Here is an 18,282-nt window from a genome sequence, read left to right as displayed (position 1 = left end):
GCATAACCGGATGTATGAGAGGGAGGGTTATTATGTGTCAGTGTTTTATGCGTACATGAAGGGTATGGGTGTGGAGGTGATAGGAGAGGATGTTACGAATAAAGGTAGGATAGATCTGACGCTTATATTTCCAGATGTGGTGTATATGATGGAGTTTAAGGTTGATGAGGGTGGGGCATTGGAGCAAATAAAGGGTAAAAGGTATTATGAGAAATATCTTTCAATGGGTAAGGATATATACCTTGTGGGTATAGAGTTTGATAGTAATGATAAAAATGTAAAAAACATCTGTTGGATAAAACTCTAATAAATGACTAAAAACACTTGAATATATTTACACAAATTTGTATAATCTATTATATAATACGGAGAGTAATACTTTTTTATGTTAAGAGGGATGACACTTTTGGAGTTAATAATTGTAATATTTATTTTATCACTTATAATCGGCGTTAGTGTTTATTATTATAATAAATTATCCAAAAAAGTCTCCATCGAAAACGATACTTACAACTTATATTCATTAGCCATACAAGCCAGGGTGCTTGGTTTTACAGAAAAAGAAAACAAAATAATAAGAATATTAGGTCCTGATAATACCACTGCTATAATGGACAACGATTCAAACATAACAAATGGTTACATTCTTCAACTCAAACTACAAAACCCTTTTATACCTTCAAGCAATGGCTCTAACGATATTTTTAGATTTGATAAAAATGGTTTTGCAGACTACCAGGGGCACATCAGAGCAAAAGAAATTTCAGACTCAGCTTATGACTGCGTAGTAATATCTTATGGTAGAATAGCTTTAGGAAAATATAACAATAACTCCTGTAATGCAAAATAACAAAATTTTAATGATACCCCAGCCATTTACAATTGGCTGGGGCAAAAACCATTATTGTTCTTTTATTCCAATTGCTTTTAATATCTTAGCTAATGGGCAAAAATTTGTAAATCCGTACTGAAAAAGGTTTAATCCAACAAATATTGTAAACGCAAACCACCATTTATTGTGAAATAAACCTAAAAGTGTCGATACCACTACAAAAAAACCTGCAAACACTCTAATCCATCTTTCTACTGTCATATCACACCTCCTGATAAAATTTTTCCTTTCCGAACCATATATGGTAAAAATAGTAGGTAAGCGGTATAATAACAAGGGTAAGTATCGTTGATACCACAGCCCCAGTGATCAAAGAAACACCAAGACCCGCAAAAATAGGATCTGGCAACATAAACAATGCACCTGTTATAACAGCAATTGTTGTTAAAACAACTGGTCTAGTCCTAATTGCCCCAGCCTCAACCACAGCATCTTTTATGTCTTTACCCTTTTCTATACTAGCTTCTATAAAATCTATCAAAAGTACTGCATTTCTCACCATAATCCCTGCAAGAGCTATAAAACCTATCATGCTGGTAGCAGTAAAGAATTCACCAAAGAGGAAATGCCCCGGTATAATACCAAGCAAACTCAAAGGTATCGGTATGAGCATGATAATTGGTGTAACAAAGGATCTAAACCAACCAACAAGTACAAAGTACATTATAATTATAACCGCAGCAAAAGCAAGCCCAAGATCTCTAAACACCTCATAAGTCACTTGCCATTCACCATCCCACTTCATAGAGACCTTATCTGTCTTTTCTGGCATACCTGTCCAGTATTGTTTTATCTCCTCACCTTTATACCTAAGTTTGGCTATCTCACCTTTCATTTTTAACATTGCATATACAGGACTTTCCTCTTTGCCAGCCACATCTGCCACAACATATACAACAGGTAGATTATTTTTTGAATACAAAGGTTTGTCTTTTATTTTTTCCCTAATTGTCACAAGCTCACTCATTGGCACCATTCTTCCAGTCATGGATACTATGTTTACATCTTTTATAATATCCAATTTATTCCTCTGTTCTTCAGGGAGTTTTATAACAATGTCCACACCCTCTCTATTTTCACTGTTATGCAAAAGCCCCACTTTCATACCAGATAAAGCCATGTACAGTGTCTTAGATAACATCTCTGTGGAGATACCGTTTAAGGCAGCCTTTTCCCTATTGACACTAAATTCATATTCTTTAAGATCGTCCTCCACATACCAATCTATATCAACCACACCATCTGTTTTCAAAAAAACCTCTTTAATCATTTTGGCTGCTGTTATTCTATCCTCCTCCGTGGGACCATATATCTCGGCAACTAATGTGGATAAGACTGGAGGTCCGGGCGGTATTTCGGCCATCTTTATGTTCGCACCATACTTAGCACCTATCTTTTGCACCGGCTCCCTTAAAAGTTTAGTTAGGTCATGGCTTTGTAACTTTCTCTTAGACTTGTCCACAAAATTTACTTGGATATCAGCTACATTAGCACCTTTTCTTAGAAAATAGTGACGCACAAGCCCATTAAAGTTATGTGGTGCCGCTATACCTGAATATATCTGATAGTTTTCCACCTCTTTTACCGTACTAAGATAGTTACCAATCTCATTTGCTACCCATGTGGTTTTTTCCAGTGGAGTTCCTTCTGGCATATCTATGATAATCTGTAATTCGTTTTTATTATCAAACGGTAACATCTTCATAACGACCAGCTTTGTGGGAATAAATATAAAAGCACCGAAAAACAAGCCCAACATTATAAGTGTAAACACAACCCTATATGATACCTTTTCCATAAGTGGAACCAAAATTTTGTTGTACACCCTGTACAATTTGGTAGATTTTATATACTCCTCTTCATCTACCTCATGCTCCACTTTTGTATGTCCTGCAAGGAGTTTATAAGCAAGCCATGGTGTTATAATTAGGGCAACAAATAGTGAAAATATCATAGCCAAAGAAGCCCCAATAGGCATAGGTTTCATATAAGGCCCCATAAGACCCCTTACAAACGCCATTGGATATATAGCAACAATTACAGTAATTGTGGCTAAAATCGTTGGGTTACCCACTTCCCCAACTGCTCTTATAGCTCTTTCTAGCAGGTTCTTTTTGGCTATTTTAAAATGTCTTTCCATATTTTCCACAATTATTATGGCATCGTCCACCACTAAACCGGCCACAAAAATCAGAGCAAAAAGTGTAACTCTATTCAGGGTATAATCAAACATATAGTAAACAAAAAGTGTCAAAGCAAAGGTCACAGGCAGAGCGACAAAAACAACCAACCCCGCTCTCCAACCCATAGTAATGGTCATAACTATAATAACCGCTACAATGGCACCTATAAGGTGTTCCATCAGCGTCTTTACCTTTTCATAGGCTGTCTCACCATAGTTTCTTGTGATTTTTACTTCAACATTTGATGGTATCACATAACCCTTCAAGCTTTGTATTTTTTCCAAAACCTTATCAGAAACCACAACTGAGTCGCTCCCTTTTCTTTTTGAAATGGAAAGGGTCACAGCCTGAAACTTGTCCGTGGTCTGTGCCTGATTAAAGCCTATCAAATGATATTGCTCAGGTGTTTCTGTGGTATCGGACACTTTTGCTACGTCTTTTAAATAAACTGCTTTACCATTAAAAACAGATACTACTACATTACCGATCTCTTCAGCTGATTTAAAAAATCCTCCACCAGATACATAGATATTCTTGTCCTTGTCAGTTATCTCACCTGCATTTAGCGATAGATTTGACATAGACAAAGCACCATACAATCTAAATAGATCCAAATTATAAGCCTTTAGGGTATTGATATTGGGTTCGATCTTTATGATACGCTTGTATCCACCTATTATCTTAGTTTCTGAAATATCCTCTATCTCCTTTATCCTCTGCTCCACTTCAGCAGCAATATCCCTTAGCCTAGAACCTTCCAAATCTTTCGAATAAAAGGTAATGGATAACTGGGGGACATCATCTATAGACATCTTTTTAATAATGGGCATCATGACCCCTTGGGGCATTCTGTCCATGTTGTAATCGATCTTTGTTTTCAGTTTTGTGATACTCTTTTCTTCATCTTCACCTACTTTAAATCTGACAGTTACCATTCCAACGTCATTCATAGCAGTGGCATATACATATTCTACACCTGGAATTTCCCACATAAGCTTTGACAAAGGCTCAACAACCTTCTTCTCCACATCCTTAGCTTTAGCTCCAGGATATGGAACAAATATATCTACCATCGGTACTATTATCTGAGGTTCTTCTTCCTTTGGTGTAAAAATTACAGACATTATCCCTATAAAAAGTGTCGCTATAACCAGAAGAGGGGTTATTTTTGACCTCAAGAAAGCTTTGGCAAGCTTTTCTGCTAAGCCATACTTGACGATCTCAACCTCTTTCTCTGGATCTACTTTACATACCCTGTTTTCTTTATCAAAAAGCTCCATTTAGCCCTCCAACATATCACCTGTCTTTATCATATCTACCTTGTCAAGCACTATTTTCTCATTACCAGAAAGTCCGCTTAACACTTCTACTTTTCCATCACGCTCTTCGCCTGTCTTAATAATCCTCATGTCAGCCTTACCACCGTTGTTTACAAATACAGCTACAATCTGACCTCTCGTCACAATCGCTTTTTTAGGAATAAATATACCCTCTTTGGTTCCATCATGTAAGCTTATCGTCACATAGGCTCCTACTGGCAAACTTTTATCGGAAGAAAGCTTTATTTTAAAATTTCTTGTTGCTGGATCGATATTAGGAGATATCTCAAGTACTTTAACAGTAAAATCTTTATTAAGACTTTCTGACTTAACATTGATCTGTTGCCCCACTTTTACCTTACCAAACATAGATTCTGATATATTTGCATATATCACATTTCTGTTACTTCCTATTTTTATTACCGGCTGTCCAGGTGCAGCCAAATTCCCCACATCTATAAGTTTCTCCAACACTACTCCATCAAAAGGAGCTACAATCTTTGTAAAGCTTGAGTAAGCCAAAGCCTCATTTTTACCTGCCAAAGCCTGATTCTTTTTAGTCTTTGCCTGATTTATCCTCTCCTGAGCCAATTTAACTGCCCTTTCTGCAGAGGCTTTACCCTCAAGGGCAACCTTGTATTGGGCTTCCACTTGATCAAATTCATGTTTACTGATGCTTTCAGTAGTCAATAGATTTTTGTACCTTTTATATGTTTTTTCTGCAAGCTCATACTGGGCTTCAGCCTGTCTTAGCTGATCCTGAGCCAGCTTCAAACCTATCTCACCTTGAGCTATTGCATTCTCAGCCTCAGCTACAGTAGCTTCTGCAAACTTTACCTTTTCGAGTATTTCAGGGCTACTGATCTCAACCAATACTGCACCCTTTTTGAAACTCTGCCCTTCTGCATAGTTTATCCTTGTTATATACCCCATAACTTTCGGACCGATGGATGCCATCTCTTCAGCAGATACAGTACCAGAAAACTCCCTCACAACAGGGACCTGCTCCTTTGTCACCTGATAAAATGCCACCTTGTGGGTCTGGGGTTGTGGTTGGTTCTTTTTTTCATCCTTACTTCCACCACAAGCAATCACAAAAGCTACTAAAATTAATGATAAATATTTGATCATCTATATCCTCCTAAATTTCTTTATTATTCGAGTATACCAGCAGCTTTATAAAGCCTTGCTTTACTCTCTAAAAGCTCATATTCAGCATTATAAAGAGCAAGTTCTGCATTTTTTACATCTACTTCTCTATCCAAAAGATCAGTTACCTTTGCCAAGCCCTCTTTAAACCTATTCTCTGTTATGTTCAAAGCAGCATAGGCAGCATCTAAAGACTTTTTCATGGCCTCAATCTTCTTTTCAGCTGCCTGCACAGCATAGAAAGCATCCTTTACTTCAGATTTGATCTCATTTTTTTTGTCTACTATCCTGTAGTCAAGGGCTATTTTCTTACTCTTTTCTTCTTTTATCTTGTTTAAATCCTTAAAACCACTAAAAATATTGAAATTAACCATAGCACCAACTGTAAAGCCTTTGCCAGAGTCTCCTAAAAATGAGGAATCGTTCATCTTGTAGTTTGCAAAGGCCACCACCTCAGGGTAATAGCTCCAACTGCTCTTCTTATACTCCATCTCCTGAACTTTTGAATAGTTCTCCAGTGCTTTAAGATCCCTTCTATTGGTAAGTGCCGCCTGTAAAAACTCATCCAAACTCCTATCCATCTTAAGCGGCAGATCACTCCATATAACAGTAAATTTTTCATCGCTGTCCAATAGTCTCTGTAAATTTGCTTCTGCCACTAAGGAATGTTTCTTCGCTTCAGCAAGATAGCTTTCATTTAAACTGAGTCTTGACTCAGCCACATAAAGGTCACTCTTTACCAATAAGCCATTCTTGTAAAACTCTTCTGTCATATCCCTATACTTTTTTGTCCTCTGTAAGGACTTCTCAGTCACTTCTATCCCCTTATCGGCTAAAGCCTTACCGTAATATGCTCTAATAAGATTAAAAATTAGTTCTTGTTTAACCGCATCAAATACCCTTTCAGATGCTTTTTTCATCTCTTCTGCCTGTTTAAACCCGAAATAAACTTTCCCTTGAAGAAATATAGGCTGTATCAGTTCCACCTTTGTTTCAAAGTTTTTCACCCTATCAGGATCAGCCATAGTAGCCATATAAGCAGAGGTGAAGCTTCCCTGTGAAATCTTTGAGAAAGCAGCTGTGGCTGGTTCATCACTGCTTATAAAAGTTTCAGATATATTCAACTTAGGCATAAATCCGCTCTTAGCTTGCTCTACACGATACTTGGAAGAGTTTAGCTCTTCTGCGTAAGATTTAATGATGCCATTTTTCTCCAATAATATCTTTTTTGCATCTTCAAAGGATATCTGCCCTGCGTATGACATAAAAGAGATACCCAAAAATGTAACAACAGCAAAAAACCTCTTCATCTAATCCTCCATCAAAGCCTTTATCATTTTCAGTATATTGGTATCCTTTAGATAATAACATATCTGATTACCATTTCGCCTACCCTCAACTATATCAAAATTCCTTAGCAAAGATAAGTGCCTACTCACAGCAGCTTGGGACATATTAAGCCCCTCACTTATCTTAGTAACGGAACATTCATTATTTAAAAGCCCCATCACAATGTTTAATCTAACAGGATGCCCCAACACTTTTAATTGTTCAGCCAATAATTTAATATCCATACTTACCTCCACTATACAAATATACACATATTCATATATTTGTCAATAAAAAATCATGCCTCATACCTTTCCAGTATTGACAAGCCAAGAAATATTGTTTATAAAAAAAGTAAAGAAAGGAGGTGTACATTGAAACAGCTGTTTATTTTGATATGTGCCCTGTTTTTTTTCACTACTGTAGTCTATCCCCAGGATTTCACCAAAGAAGCGGGTAAAGATCCTATTCTTATAATGAAAGGACCTGATAAACATTGGTGCCCCATTTGTGGTATGAGTATCAAAATGTATTACAAGACAAGTCATGGTGTATATTTGAAGGATGGCTCGACAAAACAATACTGCTCCATAAGATGCCTCTTAGTGGATTATCCTGAGATAAAGGACAAAATCACTAAAACCGTAGTAATCGATGCGAAAACAGAAGAGCTCATAGATGCCTATAAAGCAAACTATCTCATCGGTAGTAAAATACCCGGGACCATGTCTAAGATAAGCAAAATCGCCTTTGCTAAGAAAGAGGATGCAGAGGAGTTCCAAAAGATATATGGCGGAGAAATTGCAGACTTCAAGAAAGCTTTTGCTTTAGCAAACGAACACCTCAAATCAGACAACGAAATGACCCAAAAGAAAAAAGAATCAGAAATGTATCCAATGGGGGAAAAACTATTTAAGGATAAATGTATTCCAGATATAGAGCCATCAAAATACGACAGAATCAATGAACTAAAAGCAGATATTTTCGCTAATAAACTTTGCAAAGACCTAAATGAAAGACAACTCCAAGCCGTAGCCCTATACCTGTGGGAGGTTAAAAGGCTCAAAAGCCAGAGCCCAACAAGCGTTAAAACAATTGAAATCCCAAAAGATGCCAAGTGCCCTGTATGTGGCATGTTTGTATATAAATACCCTAAGTGGGCAGTGGAGATATCATATACCCTCAAAAACGAAACTGGTAAACTATACTTCGATGGGGTGAAAGATTTTTTCAAATTCTTTTTTAACCCAGAGAAATGGAATAAAAAATATTCCAATATCATGATAAATAGCATTTTAGTTACAGATTACTACACACAAAAAGCCATCAACGCTAAAGATGCCTATTTTATAATTGGTAGCAATGTGATAGGACCTATGGGGAACGAACTCATACCTTTTGAACATGAATCCTCAGCCCAGAGCTTTTTAAAAGACCACAACGGTAAAAAAATATTAAAGTTTGCAGACATTACAGAAAAACTTGTATATGACCTTGATAAGTAAAAAGGTTTCAATATCTATATTACTTTATACAATCTTTCTTCTTATAACAATAACCATTATAAAAGGTGGCAGTAACAGTTTTAAGCCACCTTTTTCACTCAAAACAGGATCCCTCTATTTTAACGATATTGCCTTAAATACTGAACATAACTCCATCAGACATTTAAGCCTTAGCACCCCGCAGAAGCTTTTTTCCAGAGGCTATGATCATCTTTTTTTTGAGCCAATAGGTCTTTTCTACTCAAACGATATTATCTTTACTTATTATCCAAACAAAATAGTTTACCAAAACGTTAAATGAAATACTATCTATACATAATCCTTCAAGCCATAAAAAACATATTTAGATATAGAACAAAATCGTTATTCTATCTTATATCCATTACCCTTACATCTTTCACCCTCTTTACAATTATGTTAGTTACAGATAGTATCGAATATATTCACAAGTCCTATTTAGAAGAGGCACCAGACATAGTACTTCAAAACATGAGTGGCGGAAAAGAACAGCTCATAAATACAGAGTTAGCTGACAACCTCATTTCAATACCCGGTGTGGAAAAAGTGACCAAAAGGTATTGGGGATACTACATCTTTGAATACAATAAATCGATAATCACCATCATTGGATTAGATCCTTATGAAAACCAATTTTCATTATTTTTAGAACATCTGTCAAACTCCGTAGATAAAAACAGATTCAAAGAAAATACAGCTATTGTGGGTAACTCCATTAAACATACGTTTGAACAGATTGGCTATAAAGAAAAGGCTTACCTTACAAACATCAATGGGAAGATACTGGAGCTAACAATCATCGACTTTATAAACGATGAATACCGATTTTCAGATGTAATGTTTGTACCGATTGAAACAGTCAGGAAACTACTAAATATCCCCGAAAACTTCTGCACAGACATCGTCCTTAACATACCTAATAAAAACGAAATACCCATAATCGCCGCCAAAATAAAAGAACACTACCCCTATCTCAATATCATAACCAAAAACGATATAAAAACAAACTATAAAAAGCTCTTTTTCTTTGAAAAAAGCTTTTTCACCCTCATTATCATTGGTGCTATAATCGTACTTTGCATAATAAATTTAGATAGAATCGTAGGTTTTTCTGGCGAACAAAGGGAAATGGCAATATTAAGAGCATTAGGATGGTCTATCTCCGATATTATAAAACTAAAGGTGTTTGAATCCTTCTTTTTAGTAACCTTTTCATTATTACTATCCTTTGTTTTATCATTTTGCTACGTTTTTATAAGTGATGCACCTATTTTTAAAGGTATTCTTTTAGGCTTTTCTGAACTAAGAATAATGTCAAAACTACCTCATCATATAAACACACATTCTATCTTAACAATTTTTTTACTTATTCTCATCCCCTATATCCTATCCACAATCTATCCGGTATGGAAAGCCATCACAAAAGAGGTAGCAAATAGTGGAGTAAAGTAGTGGAAAAACATATCATAACCCTTGAAAAGATCTCAAAAGTATATACAAGCAAAAGGGAGAAAATCACAGCTCTTAATAATATCAACTTAAATATCGAAAGAGGAAGCTTTGTCCTCATTAAGGGGCGGAGCGGTAGTGGCAAAACAACCCTTTTAAATCTGATTTCAGCTCTCGACAAACCCACAACTGGAAAGATCGTCGTAGATAATATCGACATCACTAAGCTATCCGATCCATTCTCCGCAGAGTATAGAAGAAAAAAAATCGGTTTTATATTCCAACAGTTTCACCTGTTAGAGGATATTACAGTTTTTGAGAATGTACTTCTATCCATGATACCCACTAAGAATGATTTTCAATATATAAAGAACACTATCTTAGAGGTTTCAAAAAGATTCGATATGGAAAAATTTCTTGAGACACCAGCATGGAAATTGTCCGGTGGGCAAAAGCAAAGAGTCACCATAATGAGGGCACTCGCAAATGATCCCCCAATAATCCTTGCTGATGAACCAACCTCAAACCTTGACAACAATCTTTCAAAGGAGTTGATGAATATACTACAGGAACTCAACCGCAATGGAAAAACTATTTTAATCGTAAGTCATGATGAGATCATCTTCAGGTATCCTTTTAGTATTTCGTATGTTCTGGAGGATGGCCAGTTAAATGTACACATCCCCTGAAATGTTGATCTTTATATTTCTCGATGCTCTATTAGCAATCTCTTTTGCCTTAGTTCTACCGGTGTCCCTCTACAATATCACACAATTTAATAGCGAAATACATAACAACAAACAGTTTGAGATTGAAAAAAAAATCTACTTGATAAGTAGCTATGTTTATGTTTCCTTTACAATAAAGATAATCCTTTTCTTTTTATACTTTTACATAATGGACGAAATCTCCCAGTTTATCCCCGGTGCCATGTGTGCCATAGGCTCTCACAACGCCTATCCACCGAGCTATTACCTTATATTTTTAAAAATAATAGTCATATTCCTGGTCTTCTATTGGACCCAACTCCACAAAATAGATCTAACATACCCAAACCCACCCTATACAAAGGTTAAACTTATCTTTTTGATCATCTTATCAACACTTATTATTGTAGAGTTTTTGTTTGAGATCATTGTCCTTTACAATATTGATCCCAACAAAATTGTATCCTGTTGTGGGACACTTTTCAGCGAAGAAGGACCACTAAAAATGCTCTTAGGTATAAAACCACAATATCTTGTTTTAATCCATCTTTGCCTACTTTTCATTTTCTCCTTTACTTTTAATAAACCAGCAATCTATGGACTGATATCCACCCTCTTTTTTATTGTTTCCCTCACTCTTATCATAACCTTTCACTCCCCATACATATATCAAGAGCCAGCTCACAGGTGTCCATTTTGTTTAATACAAAAAGAGTATTTTTATATCGGATATGTTATATATATACTGCTTCTTTCAGGCACAGCTCTTGGGATCGGTAGATATTTTATGTTTTTTTTCTTCGGAATAGACTTTAAAAACTGGACAACATACAGCTTTTTGATGTATATATGTTACAGTCTAATCCTCTATGTAGTAGTATTAAGATACTTTTTGGTAAATGGTGTATGGTTATTCTAAAACTGATATTACTTATTGCACTTTTTTGCAAGCAGGTTTGGGCAGGCGAAATTTTTACAATACCCTACTTCCCTGAGAGGGATCTCACCCACAAAAGTGTTGAAATCGTCGAAAAGGATATAAAAATCTTTGCAAACATCACACCAAGACCTATAAAATCTTTACAATATCATACAATACACTTAAAATTTATGAAAAACAACAATTATATAGATATAAATGATCTTACTATAAAATTAAACATGAAAATGGACATGGGGAACTTGATCTACAAACCCGCTGTTGTAAACGGTTTTACTACAGCAACTTTTGTTTTGCCAAAATGCGTTTTGCTGGATAAGCGCTGGTATATCAAGATAGAGTTCTCCTACAAAGGATCAAAATACAAATCGATTCTCTTTTTTGATACACAAAACTAAAAATTATATATCTTCCTGTTTTTGTCCATAAAATTTTGTAATCTCTCTGTACTTTTTGACCACTTTGTTATAGTAACCTTTAGGTAGGTTTATCCTTTGACTCATCAGAGAAAATACCTTATTAGCACCCAGATTATATGCAACTAAGGCGTACTTATGATTGCCATTAAATTTATCCAAAAGATAGCTGTAGTAAGCAACTCCCAGCTTTATGTTCATCAAAGGATCCTTCTTGAGTTTTGATGTGGATGCATTGATCTCCTCTTTCAAAGCTATATATCTTGCAGTATCGCTTTTTATCTGCATAAGCCCCTTAGCACCCCTGATAGATTCACTATTATATCTAAAATCACTTTCAACTTCTATTATAGCTAAAACAAGATACGGATCCAACTTTTTTACATAAGCTTCCTTCACTATAGCTAAAGCCAGATCGTAACTATTTATCTCGCTATGTGTAAAATCATTTTTTTTTATGTAGTCGGAAACGTTTAATATATCATTATAGAACTTAACCTGTCTTTTTACAATGTTATAATATGAGACTGTTTCCATGTATCTTAGCTGATTATACTTCTGTTTTTCAGTAAAATATCGATAAGATAGATAGTCGTATAAACCTATAAATAGCAACAAAAGACAGATAGTTAACACTATTGAAAAAACTATCTTTATAAACAGATTCTTTTTGGTTTGAATTTTCATATAAATGATTATAATATATTCTAAAATTATTTCCAGAAAAAGGTGATATGCTATATTTTGGTAGATTTGTCAAGCGATATAAAAGATTTTTTGTCGAAGTGGAATGGAACCAAAAGATCATAGTTTGCCACAATCCAAACACTGGATCTATGAAAAATCTTCTTGTAGAAGGTGCTCCCGTTTGCTTTTCCGAAAGCCTTAACCCTAAAAGATCCCTAAAGTACACCCTCGAAGGGATCTATATCCAGGATCAATGGATTCATACCAATACTATAAAGGTAAACAGCATAGTTTATGAGCATATAAGAAATGGTTCTATTATAGAATTTCAACCATACTTTGAGATAAAGCATGAATATAGACTCCTCAATAAACGACTTGACTTTTATATAGAATCCTTTCAAGGACCTATACTTGTTGAAGTTAAATCTGTATCACTTTTTGATGATAAATACGCCATGTTCCCAGATGCAAAAACAAAAAGGGGGCTTGAACATCTACAGGTGCTAAAGGAATCTATACAGCTTGGGTATAAACCCTACTTACTTTATCTGATTCAGAGCAACAGAAGCAAATTTAGATGCGCTGAAGAGTTTGACAAAAAATACTGCGAGTACTACTATTCAGTTGTACCAAAGTATATAAAACCACTCTTTTATAGAAATATTTTTGACCCGTATAAAAACAGTTTTACACTAACAAAAATTGATATCGTCTAATGGAGTTCAAAACTATTGCAAATGATATCAATTTATAATAAAATACCAGCACAAAAAGATTGGAGGAATAATGGAACATATTATAAAAGACGCATTAGATAGAGCAATATTATCATTCTATAATGAAACCATAGATTACATTGTGGAAATACCCAAAAAAGCTGAAAATGGTGATTTTGCAACAAATGTGGCTTTTGTCTTAAGTAAAAAGCTGAAAAAAAATCCTATAGAGATTGCAGAAGAGATTGTATCGAAGTTAGATAAAAATTCCTTTTCTAAAGTAGAAGTTGCTAAACCCGGTTTCATAAATTTTTTCCTCTCACCAGCTGTATATCACAACTTTCTAAAAAACTTTTTAAAAAACCCTTATTCTAATATAGAAGATATCGGCAAAGGCAAAAAAGCAATGGTGGAGTTTGTCAGCGCGAACCCAACCGGACCTTTACATATAGGACACGGTAGAGGCTCTGCATACGGTGACACTGTTGCTAGACTATTAAAAATCTCAGGTTTTGATGTATTCAAAGAGTACTATATTAACGACGCTGGAAACCAGATGAATAATCTGGCTCTAAGCATCTATGCCCGCTATTGTGAGTTCTTTAATAAAAATTTTCCATTTCCAGATGATGGCTACAAGGGTGACTATATAATCGATATAGCAAAGGATATTGCCCAGAGGTTCAACGATACATTATTGGAGGATGAAGATTACGGCATAAAAAAGTGTTTCGAAATTGGTGTAAAATCAATACTTGACGGAATAGAGGAAGATCTTAGAGATTTTCGTGTTGAATTTGATAATTGGTTTAGTGAAAAATCCCTTTATGATAATCATGAAGTCGAAAAAACTGTAGATCTTCTCATCAATAAAGGTGAAATTTACGAAAAAGATAACGCCCTATGGTTTAGATCTACCTATTATGGTGATGATAAAGATCGGGTTATAAAAAGGAGCACAGGGGAATATACCTACTTTGCATCCGACATAGCATACCACAAAAACAAGTACGACAGGGGGTTTGAATTTTTAGTAAATGTATGGGGTGCAGATCATCATGGCTATGTAAATAGACTTAAAAGCGGTGTAAAAGCATTAGGCTTAAATGTTGAAAACCTAAAAATACAACTAATTCAGATGGTTAGCCTTATTAAAGGTGGTGAAAGGGTTTCCATGTCCACAAGGGCAGGCGAATTTATAACCCTTAGATGGCTTGTAGACGAAGTTGGTGCAGATGCAGCAAGGTATTTTTACCTTATGAGGGATATAAACTCCCAGTTTGACTTCGATATAGATCTTGCTAAAAGTAAAAGTAATGATAATCCTGTATATTACATACAGTATGCCCATGCACGAGTTAATAGCCTTAAAAGAAACGCCCAAGAGAAAGGCATCTCCATACAATTGAACGAGACCCTCGATTCACTAACACTTCCTACCGAAATAGAAATCATAAAAAAGATTTACGACTTCAAAAACGTAATAACAATGGCTACTCAGCACCTCGAACCCCATCGAATATGTTATTATCTCACTGAATTAGCTGGTTTATTCCACAATTACTACTACAATACTCCCATAGTTGACGAAAAGGACCCAATTCTAACAAACGCGAGGCTAACCTTATCGGAAGCCGTAGCTACTACTATCAGGATAGGTTTAGATATTTTAGGCGTTTCAGCGCCTGAGAAGATGTAGGAGGAGATAATGAAAGATACTGGTAAGATCAAAGAGAAAGAATCCAAAGGTGAAGTAAAGGTTATATTTTTTGTAGGTATAGTATTCTTAGTTGCTTTTGGTCTTATTATCTATGGTATAGTTAAACTTACAAATCAGTACTTCACCCTGAAAGAGCAGATTTCTGAAAAAAACGCCTTAAAACAAACCCAAACAACAACCCCTGATGCTGGAAAGAAGATAACCATAGATTCAGAAAACATAAAAGTAGAGGATATAAAGAAAAAAACAGATGCAGTGGTAAGTGATAATAAGCCTGCAAAAGTAATCGTAGAAGAGAAAAAACCAGAAACAAAAACAAAACCAGAATCTGAAAAACCTATAAGCAAACAGGAACAATCTAAGCAGGATCAAACTAATAAAGAATTAAAGCAGAACATTGTAGAAGAAAAACCTACCCCAAAAGCTCAAGAACCAAAATCTAAAGTTGTTTTAAATGCCGATAATGCTCCCATCAAAAAAGTAGACACCCCCAAACCAACTGAAAAAAATGAACAAAAAGAAAAAACTGCAAAACAGGACCAACCAGCTAAACAAGAGAAAAAAGAAGCAGTAGATAAAAAAGAAACTAAGCCCCAGGATAAGAACAATAATATAAAAATAGCCCAAAAAGATACGCCAAAACAAGTAACTGAAAAGACCAAGCAGGAAAACAACAATAAAACCGAGTCCCAAGAAAAAAAAGACGCCATCTATTCCCTACAGTTGATGGCTTTTAAAGATGAAGAACATACCAAAAAGGAAGCCGAAAAACTAAAATCTAAAATCAAAGATGTATATATAGTTAAAGCAGATTTGGGTGAAAAAGGTATCTGGTATAGAATCAGATGCTGTAAAAATCTTACTAAAGAAGAAGCAATCAAAATGAAGGAAAAACTGCAAAGAGAATTAGGTATAAATGCTATTCTTGCAGTGAATTAGAGGTGTAATATGAACATGGATACTCTGAAAAATCTCCTAATACCGATTTTAACTTTTTTAATTTCATTGATAGTACTTTTTTTCATAAGAAAGACTCTCATATCGTTATTTAAAAAACTAACATCAAAAACAAAAACAGAACTTGATGATATAGTCCTTTCTTCCCTAATGAAGCCATCATTATTATGGATATTTGCAATATCTATAAATATTTCGATAGCTTTTTCTAAATTACCCGATAAATACTCCCAGACTATAAGCAAAATAATATACCTTATCATAATCTTATCGATAACAATTGCAGTAGCAAACCTTACCGGTAGGGTGTTTAACCAATATCTAAAAGAGTCATCTGTTCCAATACCCACAACAGGTCTTTTCCAAGCCATAATTAAATCAACAATCTACATAATCGGTGCACTTTTGATTCTAAACCATTTAGGGATATCTATCACACCACTGATAACCGCTTTAGGCGTAGGAGGTCTTGCCGTAGCACTTGCCTTGAAGGATACCCTTGCCAATCTTTTTTCTGGTATCCATATACTTGTAGAAAAAGCGATCAAAGTAGGTGATTATATCCGAATGGACAACGGTATGGAAGGTTTTGTAGAGGATATCACCTGGAGAACAACGCGCATTAAAACAATTCAGAATAACTATATAATCATACCAAACGAAAAACTTGTCCAAAGTATCGTAACCAATTACGACCTTCAAGATAAAAAATTAGCTATACCGATAAAAGTTGGAGTTAGCTATAGTTCAGATATAGACAAAGTGGAAAAAATAATTTTAGAAGCGGCTAAAAGTTTGATAGGAAAGATAGACGGTTTAGCTGCAGACCCAGAGCCCGTTGTAAGATTGAATCCTGGTTTTATGGATAGTTCCTTAGAGTTTACTTTGATATGCTATGCCGAGGAATTTAAACAACAATTCTTAATACAAAGTGAAATGAGGAAAGCTATTTTAAAGAGATTTCGTGAAGAAAATATTGAGATACCATTCCCACAAAGAGTTGTACATCTTAGAAATGACTAAGAAAAGAGGGGAAACCCTCTTTTTTAGCCATGTAATCTCCCATTACCCTTCTAACACCTTCATTCCAAACTCTCTGCCCCATTCGAAAGCACTCTTTAATTCATCCTTTGAGGGGGTCATCTGCACCTTAAAAGGTTCAAGAGGTAGTTTCATCCTCATCGTTTTTAAAATATCCTCACACATCTTAATCCCTTCTCCACTCCACCCATAAGAACCAAATACCCCAGCTTTACGGTTTGAAACATTTAAAACAACAAGTTCTGAAAAAATATTGAATATAGGCTTTGGAGCCTTAGCATTTATAGTGGCTGTACCCATTAGCAACCCGTAGGATATTTCTATAGCATCTATTATCTCATCAAGCTCAGCTTCAGCCGCATCAAACATCATGACAGGCACACCTGTATCTTCCACACCATCTTTTATCTTCTCCGCAAGCATCTTAGTGTTACCATATGCAGAGGCATAGATCAGTGTCACTTTCCTTACAGGGTTGTTGAGATAGTATCGTGCAGCTTGGTTTTTATAAAAGTTTAAGTAAAAGTCGAGTTCTCCCCTTAAAACGGGTCCATGGGATGGGCATACCATCTCAATGGATAGATTCTCTATCTTTTTTAAAGCATTGATTATATGCTCCTTATATGGACGCATGATACATTTATAGTAAAATACAAAGGCATCTTTGGCCTCTTCTTTATCACACATCTCATCATTGAATATTTTTCCTATTTCAGTGGGGCAATAGTGAGCCCCCAAAAAATCACATGGAAATAGTATCTTATCCTCTACGAGATAGGTGAACATGGTATCCGGCCAATGTAAAAATGGTGTATGAAAAAACTTCAGGGTTTTCCCACCAAGATCTATATAATCACCATCTCCAACAGATCTACCTTTAAAATTTTTATTAACGATATTCTCTACAAAAACTTTGGCAGTCTTTGAATACACCACCTCAATATCTGGATTTAGATTTAATATCTCTGGCAAAGAGCCTGAGTGATCTGGCTCGTTATGATTAAGCACAATATAGTCAATCTCCTTTATAGGCTTTATCGATTCCACTGTTTTGATATATTCTTCAGTCCATATGCCTTTATTTGCTTCTATAAGAGCTGATTTTTGATTACCAATAACAAGATAACTATTATAGGTAGTGCCATGCTCTGTAGGAATAACAATATCAAATATCTCCAAATTAGGATCATATACACCAACCCAATATATGTTATCTTTTATCTTAATACCATTCATTATCCTAACCTCCTG

General features: G+C 35.3%; 18 protein-coding genes. 11 read left to right on the top strand and 7 right to left on the bottom strand.

Features of this window, described 5'->3' with window-relative positions:
• On the top strand, positions 1-307 hold a 307-nt coding region (locus N3C60_07725; protein ID MCX8084790.1), incomplete at its 5' end, for a PD-(D/E)XK nuclease domain-containing protein.
• A gap of 78 nt (positions 308-385) precedes the next feature.
• On the top strand, positions 386-850 hold the full coding sequence (locus tag N3C60_07720) for a type II secretion system GspH family protein (protein ID MCX8084789.1): 465 nt from the start codon (positions 386-388) through the stop codon (positions 848-850).
• A gap of 51 nt (positions 851-901) precedes the next feature.
• On the opposite strand, the gene N3C60_07715 is transcribed toward N3C60_07720, so the two are convergent.
• From N3C60_07715 to N3C60_07695, 5 genes are read right to left on the bottom strand one after another with little or no spacing between them, the layout of a single operon-like run.
• On the bottom strand, positions 902-1,093 hold the full coding sequence (locus tag N3C60_07715; protein MCX8084788.1) for a DUF2892 domain-containing protein: 192 nt from the start codon (positions 1,091-1,093) through the stop codon (positions 902-904).
• Position 1,094: 1 nt separating this feature from the next.
• Positions 1,095-4,355 carry an efflux RND transporter permease subunit gene (locus N3C60_07710; protein ID MCX8084787.1) on the bottom strand — a complete coding sequence of 1,087 codons (3,261 nt, stop codon included), beginning with the start codon at positions 4,353-4,355 and terminating at the stop codon, positions 1,095-1,097.
• Positions 4,356-5,525, bottom strand: a complete 1,170-nt coding sequence (locus N3C60_07705) for an efflux RND transporter periplasmic adaptor subunit (GenBank protein MCX8084786.1) — start codon at positions 5,523-5,525, stop codon at positions 4,356-4,358.
• A gap of 23 nt (positions 5,526-5,548) precedes the next feature.
• The gene (locus tag N3C60_07700; protein MCX8084785.1) at positions 5,549-6,853 is read right to left on the bottom strand and encodes a TolC family protein; all 1,305 of its coding nucleotides are present in this window, start codon (positions 6,851-6,853) and stop codon (positions 5,549-5,551) included.
• The gene (locus N3C60_07695; protein MCX8084784.1) at positions 6,854-7,117 is read right to left on the bottom strand and encodes a metalloregulator ArsR/SmtB family transcription factor; all 264 of its coding nucleotides are present in this window, start codon (positions 7,115-7,117) and stop codon (positions 6,854-6,856) included.
• 129 nt (positions 7,118-7,246) lie between these two features.
• On the opposite strand from N3C60_07695, the gene N3C60_07690 reads away from it, so the two are divergent.
• The 5 genes from N3C60_07690 (at position 7,247) to N3C60_07670 (ending at position 11,889) form a co-directional block, all read left to right on the top strand.
• The gene (locus N3C60_07690; GenBank protein MCX8084783.1) at positions 7,247-8,377 is read left to right on the top strand and encodes a nitrous oxide reductase accessory protein NosL; all 1,131 of its coding nucleotides are present in this window, start codon (positions 7,247-7,249) and stop codon (positions 8,375-8,377) included.
• Between the two features lie 297 nt (positions 8,378-8,674).
• Positions 8,675-9,847, top strand: a complete 1,173-nt coding sequence (locus N3C60_07685) for an FtsX-like permease family protein (GenBank protein MCX8084782.1) — start codon at positions 8,675-8,677, stop codon at positions 9,845-9,847.
• Positions 9,847-10,533 (top strand): ABC transporter ATP-binding protein, encoded by a 687-nt coding sequence (locus tag N3C60_07680; GenBank protein ID MCX8084781.1) that lies wholly within the window; start codon positions 9,847-9,849, stop codon positions 10,531-10,533. The genes N3C60_07685 and N3C60_07680 overlap by 1 nt, the downstream gene beginning before the upstream one ends.
• A complete protein-coding gene (locus N3C60_07675; GenBank protein MCX8084780.1) occupies positions 10,517-11,470 on the top strand; it encodes a hypothetical protein in 954 nt (317 codons plus the stop codon). The genes N3C60_07680 and N3C60_07675 overlap by 17 nt, the downstream gene beginning before the upstream one ends.
• Complete coding sequence (locus tag N3C60_07670; GenBank protein ID MCX8084779.1) at positions 11,458-11,889, top strand: hypothetical protein; 432 nt, start codon at positions 11,458-11,460, stop codon at positions 11,887-11,889. The genes N3C60_07675 and N3C60_07670 overlap by 13 nt, the downstream gene beginning before the upstream one ends.
• Before the next feature lie 3 nt (positions 11,890-11,892).
• On the opposite strand, the gene N3C60_07665 is transcribed toward N3C60_07670, so the two are convergent.
• Complete coding sequence (locus tag N3C60_07665) at positions 11,893-12,594, bottom strand: lytic transglycosylase domain-containing protein (protein ID MCX8084778.1); 702 nt, start codon at positions 12,592-12,594, stop codon at positions 11,893-11,895.
• A 47-nt stretch (positions 12,595-12,641) separates the two neighbouring features.
• Here N3C60_07665 and sfsA point away from each other — a divergent pair, with 47 nt between their 5' ends.
• From sfsA to N3C60_07645, 4 genes are all read left to right on the top strand, one after another.
• Positions 12,642-13,313 (top strand): DNA/RNA nuclease SfsA, encoded by a 672-nt coding sequence (gene sfsA / locus N3C60_07660; GenBank protein ID MCX8084777.1) that lies wholly within the window; start codon positions 12,642-12,644, stop codon positions 13,311-13,313.
• 70 nt (positions 13,314-13,383) lie between these two features.
• Positions 13,384-15,012 carry an arginine--tRNA ligase gene (argS, locus tag N3C60_07655; GenBank protein MCX8084776.1) on the top strand — a complete coding sequence of 543 codons (1,629 nt, stop codon included), beginning with the start codon at positions 13,384-13,386 and terminating at the stop codon, positions 15,010-15,012.
• A gap of 9 nt (positions 15,013-15,021) precedes the next feature.
• The gene (locus tag N3C60_07650) at positions 15,022-15,972 is read left to right on the top strand and encodes an SPOR domain-containing protein (GenBank protein MCX8084775.1); all 951 of its coding nucleotides are present in this window, start codon (positions 15,022-15,024) and stop codon (positions 15,970-15,972) included.
• A gap of 9 nt (positions 15,973-15,981) precedes the next feature.
• Complete coding sequence (locus tag N3C60_07645; GenBank protein MCX8084774.1) at positions 15,982-17,013, top strand: mechanosensitive ion channel family protein; 1,032 nt, start codon at positions 15,982-15,984, stop codon at positions 17,011-17,013.
• A gap of 42 nt (positions 17,014-17,055) precedes the next feature.
• Here N3C60_07645 and N3C60_07640 read toward each other — a convergent pair whose 3' ends face one another.
• Positions 17,056-18,267: an FprA family A-type flavoprotein gene (locus tag N3C60_07640; GenBank protein MCX8084773.1), complete on the bottom strand. Its 1,212-nt coding sequence runs from the start codon at positions 18,265-18,267 to the stop codon at positions 17,056-17,058.
• Positions 18,268-18,282: the final 15 nt, after the last annotated feature.

This window comes from Calditerrivibrio sp., from assembly GCA_026415135.1.
Taxonomy (GTDB): Bacteria; Chrysiogenota; Deferribacteres; order Deferribacterales; family Calditerrivibrionaceae; genus Calditerrivibrio.
This window is presented reverse-complemented; position numbering and strand designations above follow the sequence as displayed.

What these genes read in the sequence shown, in the direction of transcription:
- N3C60_07720 (MCX8084789.1), top strand. Translation starts at nt 386, where the DNA reads ATGTTAAGAGGGATGACACTTTTGGAGTTAATAATTGTAATATTTATT.
- N3C60_07715 (MCX8084788.1), bottom strand. Translation starts at nt 1,093, where the DNA reads ATGACAGTAGAAAGATGGATTAGAGTGTTTGCAGGTTTTTTTGTAGTG.
- N3C60_07710 (MCX8084787.1), bottom strand. Translation starts at nt 4,355, where the DNA reads ATGGAGCTTTTTGATAAAGAAAACAGGGTATGTAAAGTAGATCCAGAG.
- N3C60_07705 (MCX8084786.1), bottom strand. Translation starts at nt 5,525, where the DNA reads ATGATCAAATATTTATCATTAATTTTAGTAGCTTTTGTGATTGCTTGT.
- N3C60_07700 (MCX8084785.1), bottom strand. Translation starts at nt 6,853, where the DNA reads ATGAAGAGGTTTTTTGCTGTTGTTACATTTTTGGGTATCTCTTTTATG.
- N3C60_07695 (MCX8084784.1), bottom strand. Translation starts at nt 7,117, where the DNA reads ATGGATATTAAATTATTGGCTGAACAATTAAAAGTGTTGGGGCATCCT.
- N3C60_07685 (MCX8084782.1), top strand. Translation starts at nt 8,675, where the DNA reads ATGAAATACTATCTATACATAATCCTTCAAGCCATAAAAAACATATTT.
- N3C60_07675 (MCX8084780.1), top strand. Translation starts at nt 10,517, where the DNA reads ATGTACACATCCCCTGAAATGTTGATCTTTATATTTCTCGATGCTCTA.
- N3C60_07670 (MCX8084779.1), top strand. Translation starts at nt 11,458, where the DNA reads ATGGTTATTCTAAAACTGATATTACTTATTGCACTTTTTTGCAAGCAG.
- N3C60_07665 (MCX8084778.1), bottom strand. Translation starts at nt 12,594, where the DNA reads ATGAAAATTCAAACCAAAAAGAATCTGTTTATAAAGATAGTTTTTTCA.
- sfsA (MCX8084777.1), top strand. Translation starts at nt 12,642, where the DNA reads ATGCTATATTTTGGTAGATTTGTCAAGCGATATAAAAGATTTTTTGTC.
- argS (MCX8084776.1), top strand. Translation starts at nt 13,384, where the DNA reads ATGGAACATATTATAAAAGACGCATTAGATAGAGCAATATTATCATTC.
- N3C60_07650 (MCX8084775.1), top strand. Translation starts at nt 15,022, where the DNA reads ATGAAAGATACTGGTAAGATCAAAGAGAAAGAATCCAAAGGTGAAGTA.
- N3C60_07645 (MCX8084774.1), top strand. Translation starts at nt 15,982, where the DNA reads ATGAACATGGATACTCTGAAAAATCTCCTAATACCGATTTTAACTTTT.
- N3C60_07640 (MCX8084773.1), bottom strand. Translation starts at nt 18,267, where the DNA reads ATGAATGGTATTAAGATAAAAGATAACATATATTGGGTTGGTGTATAT.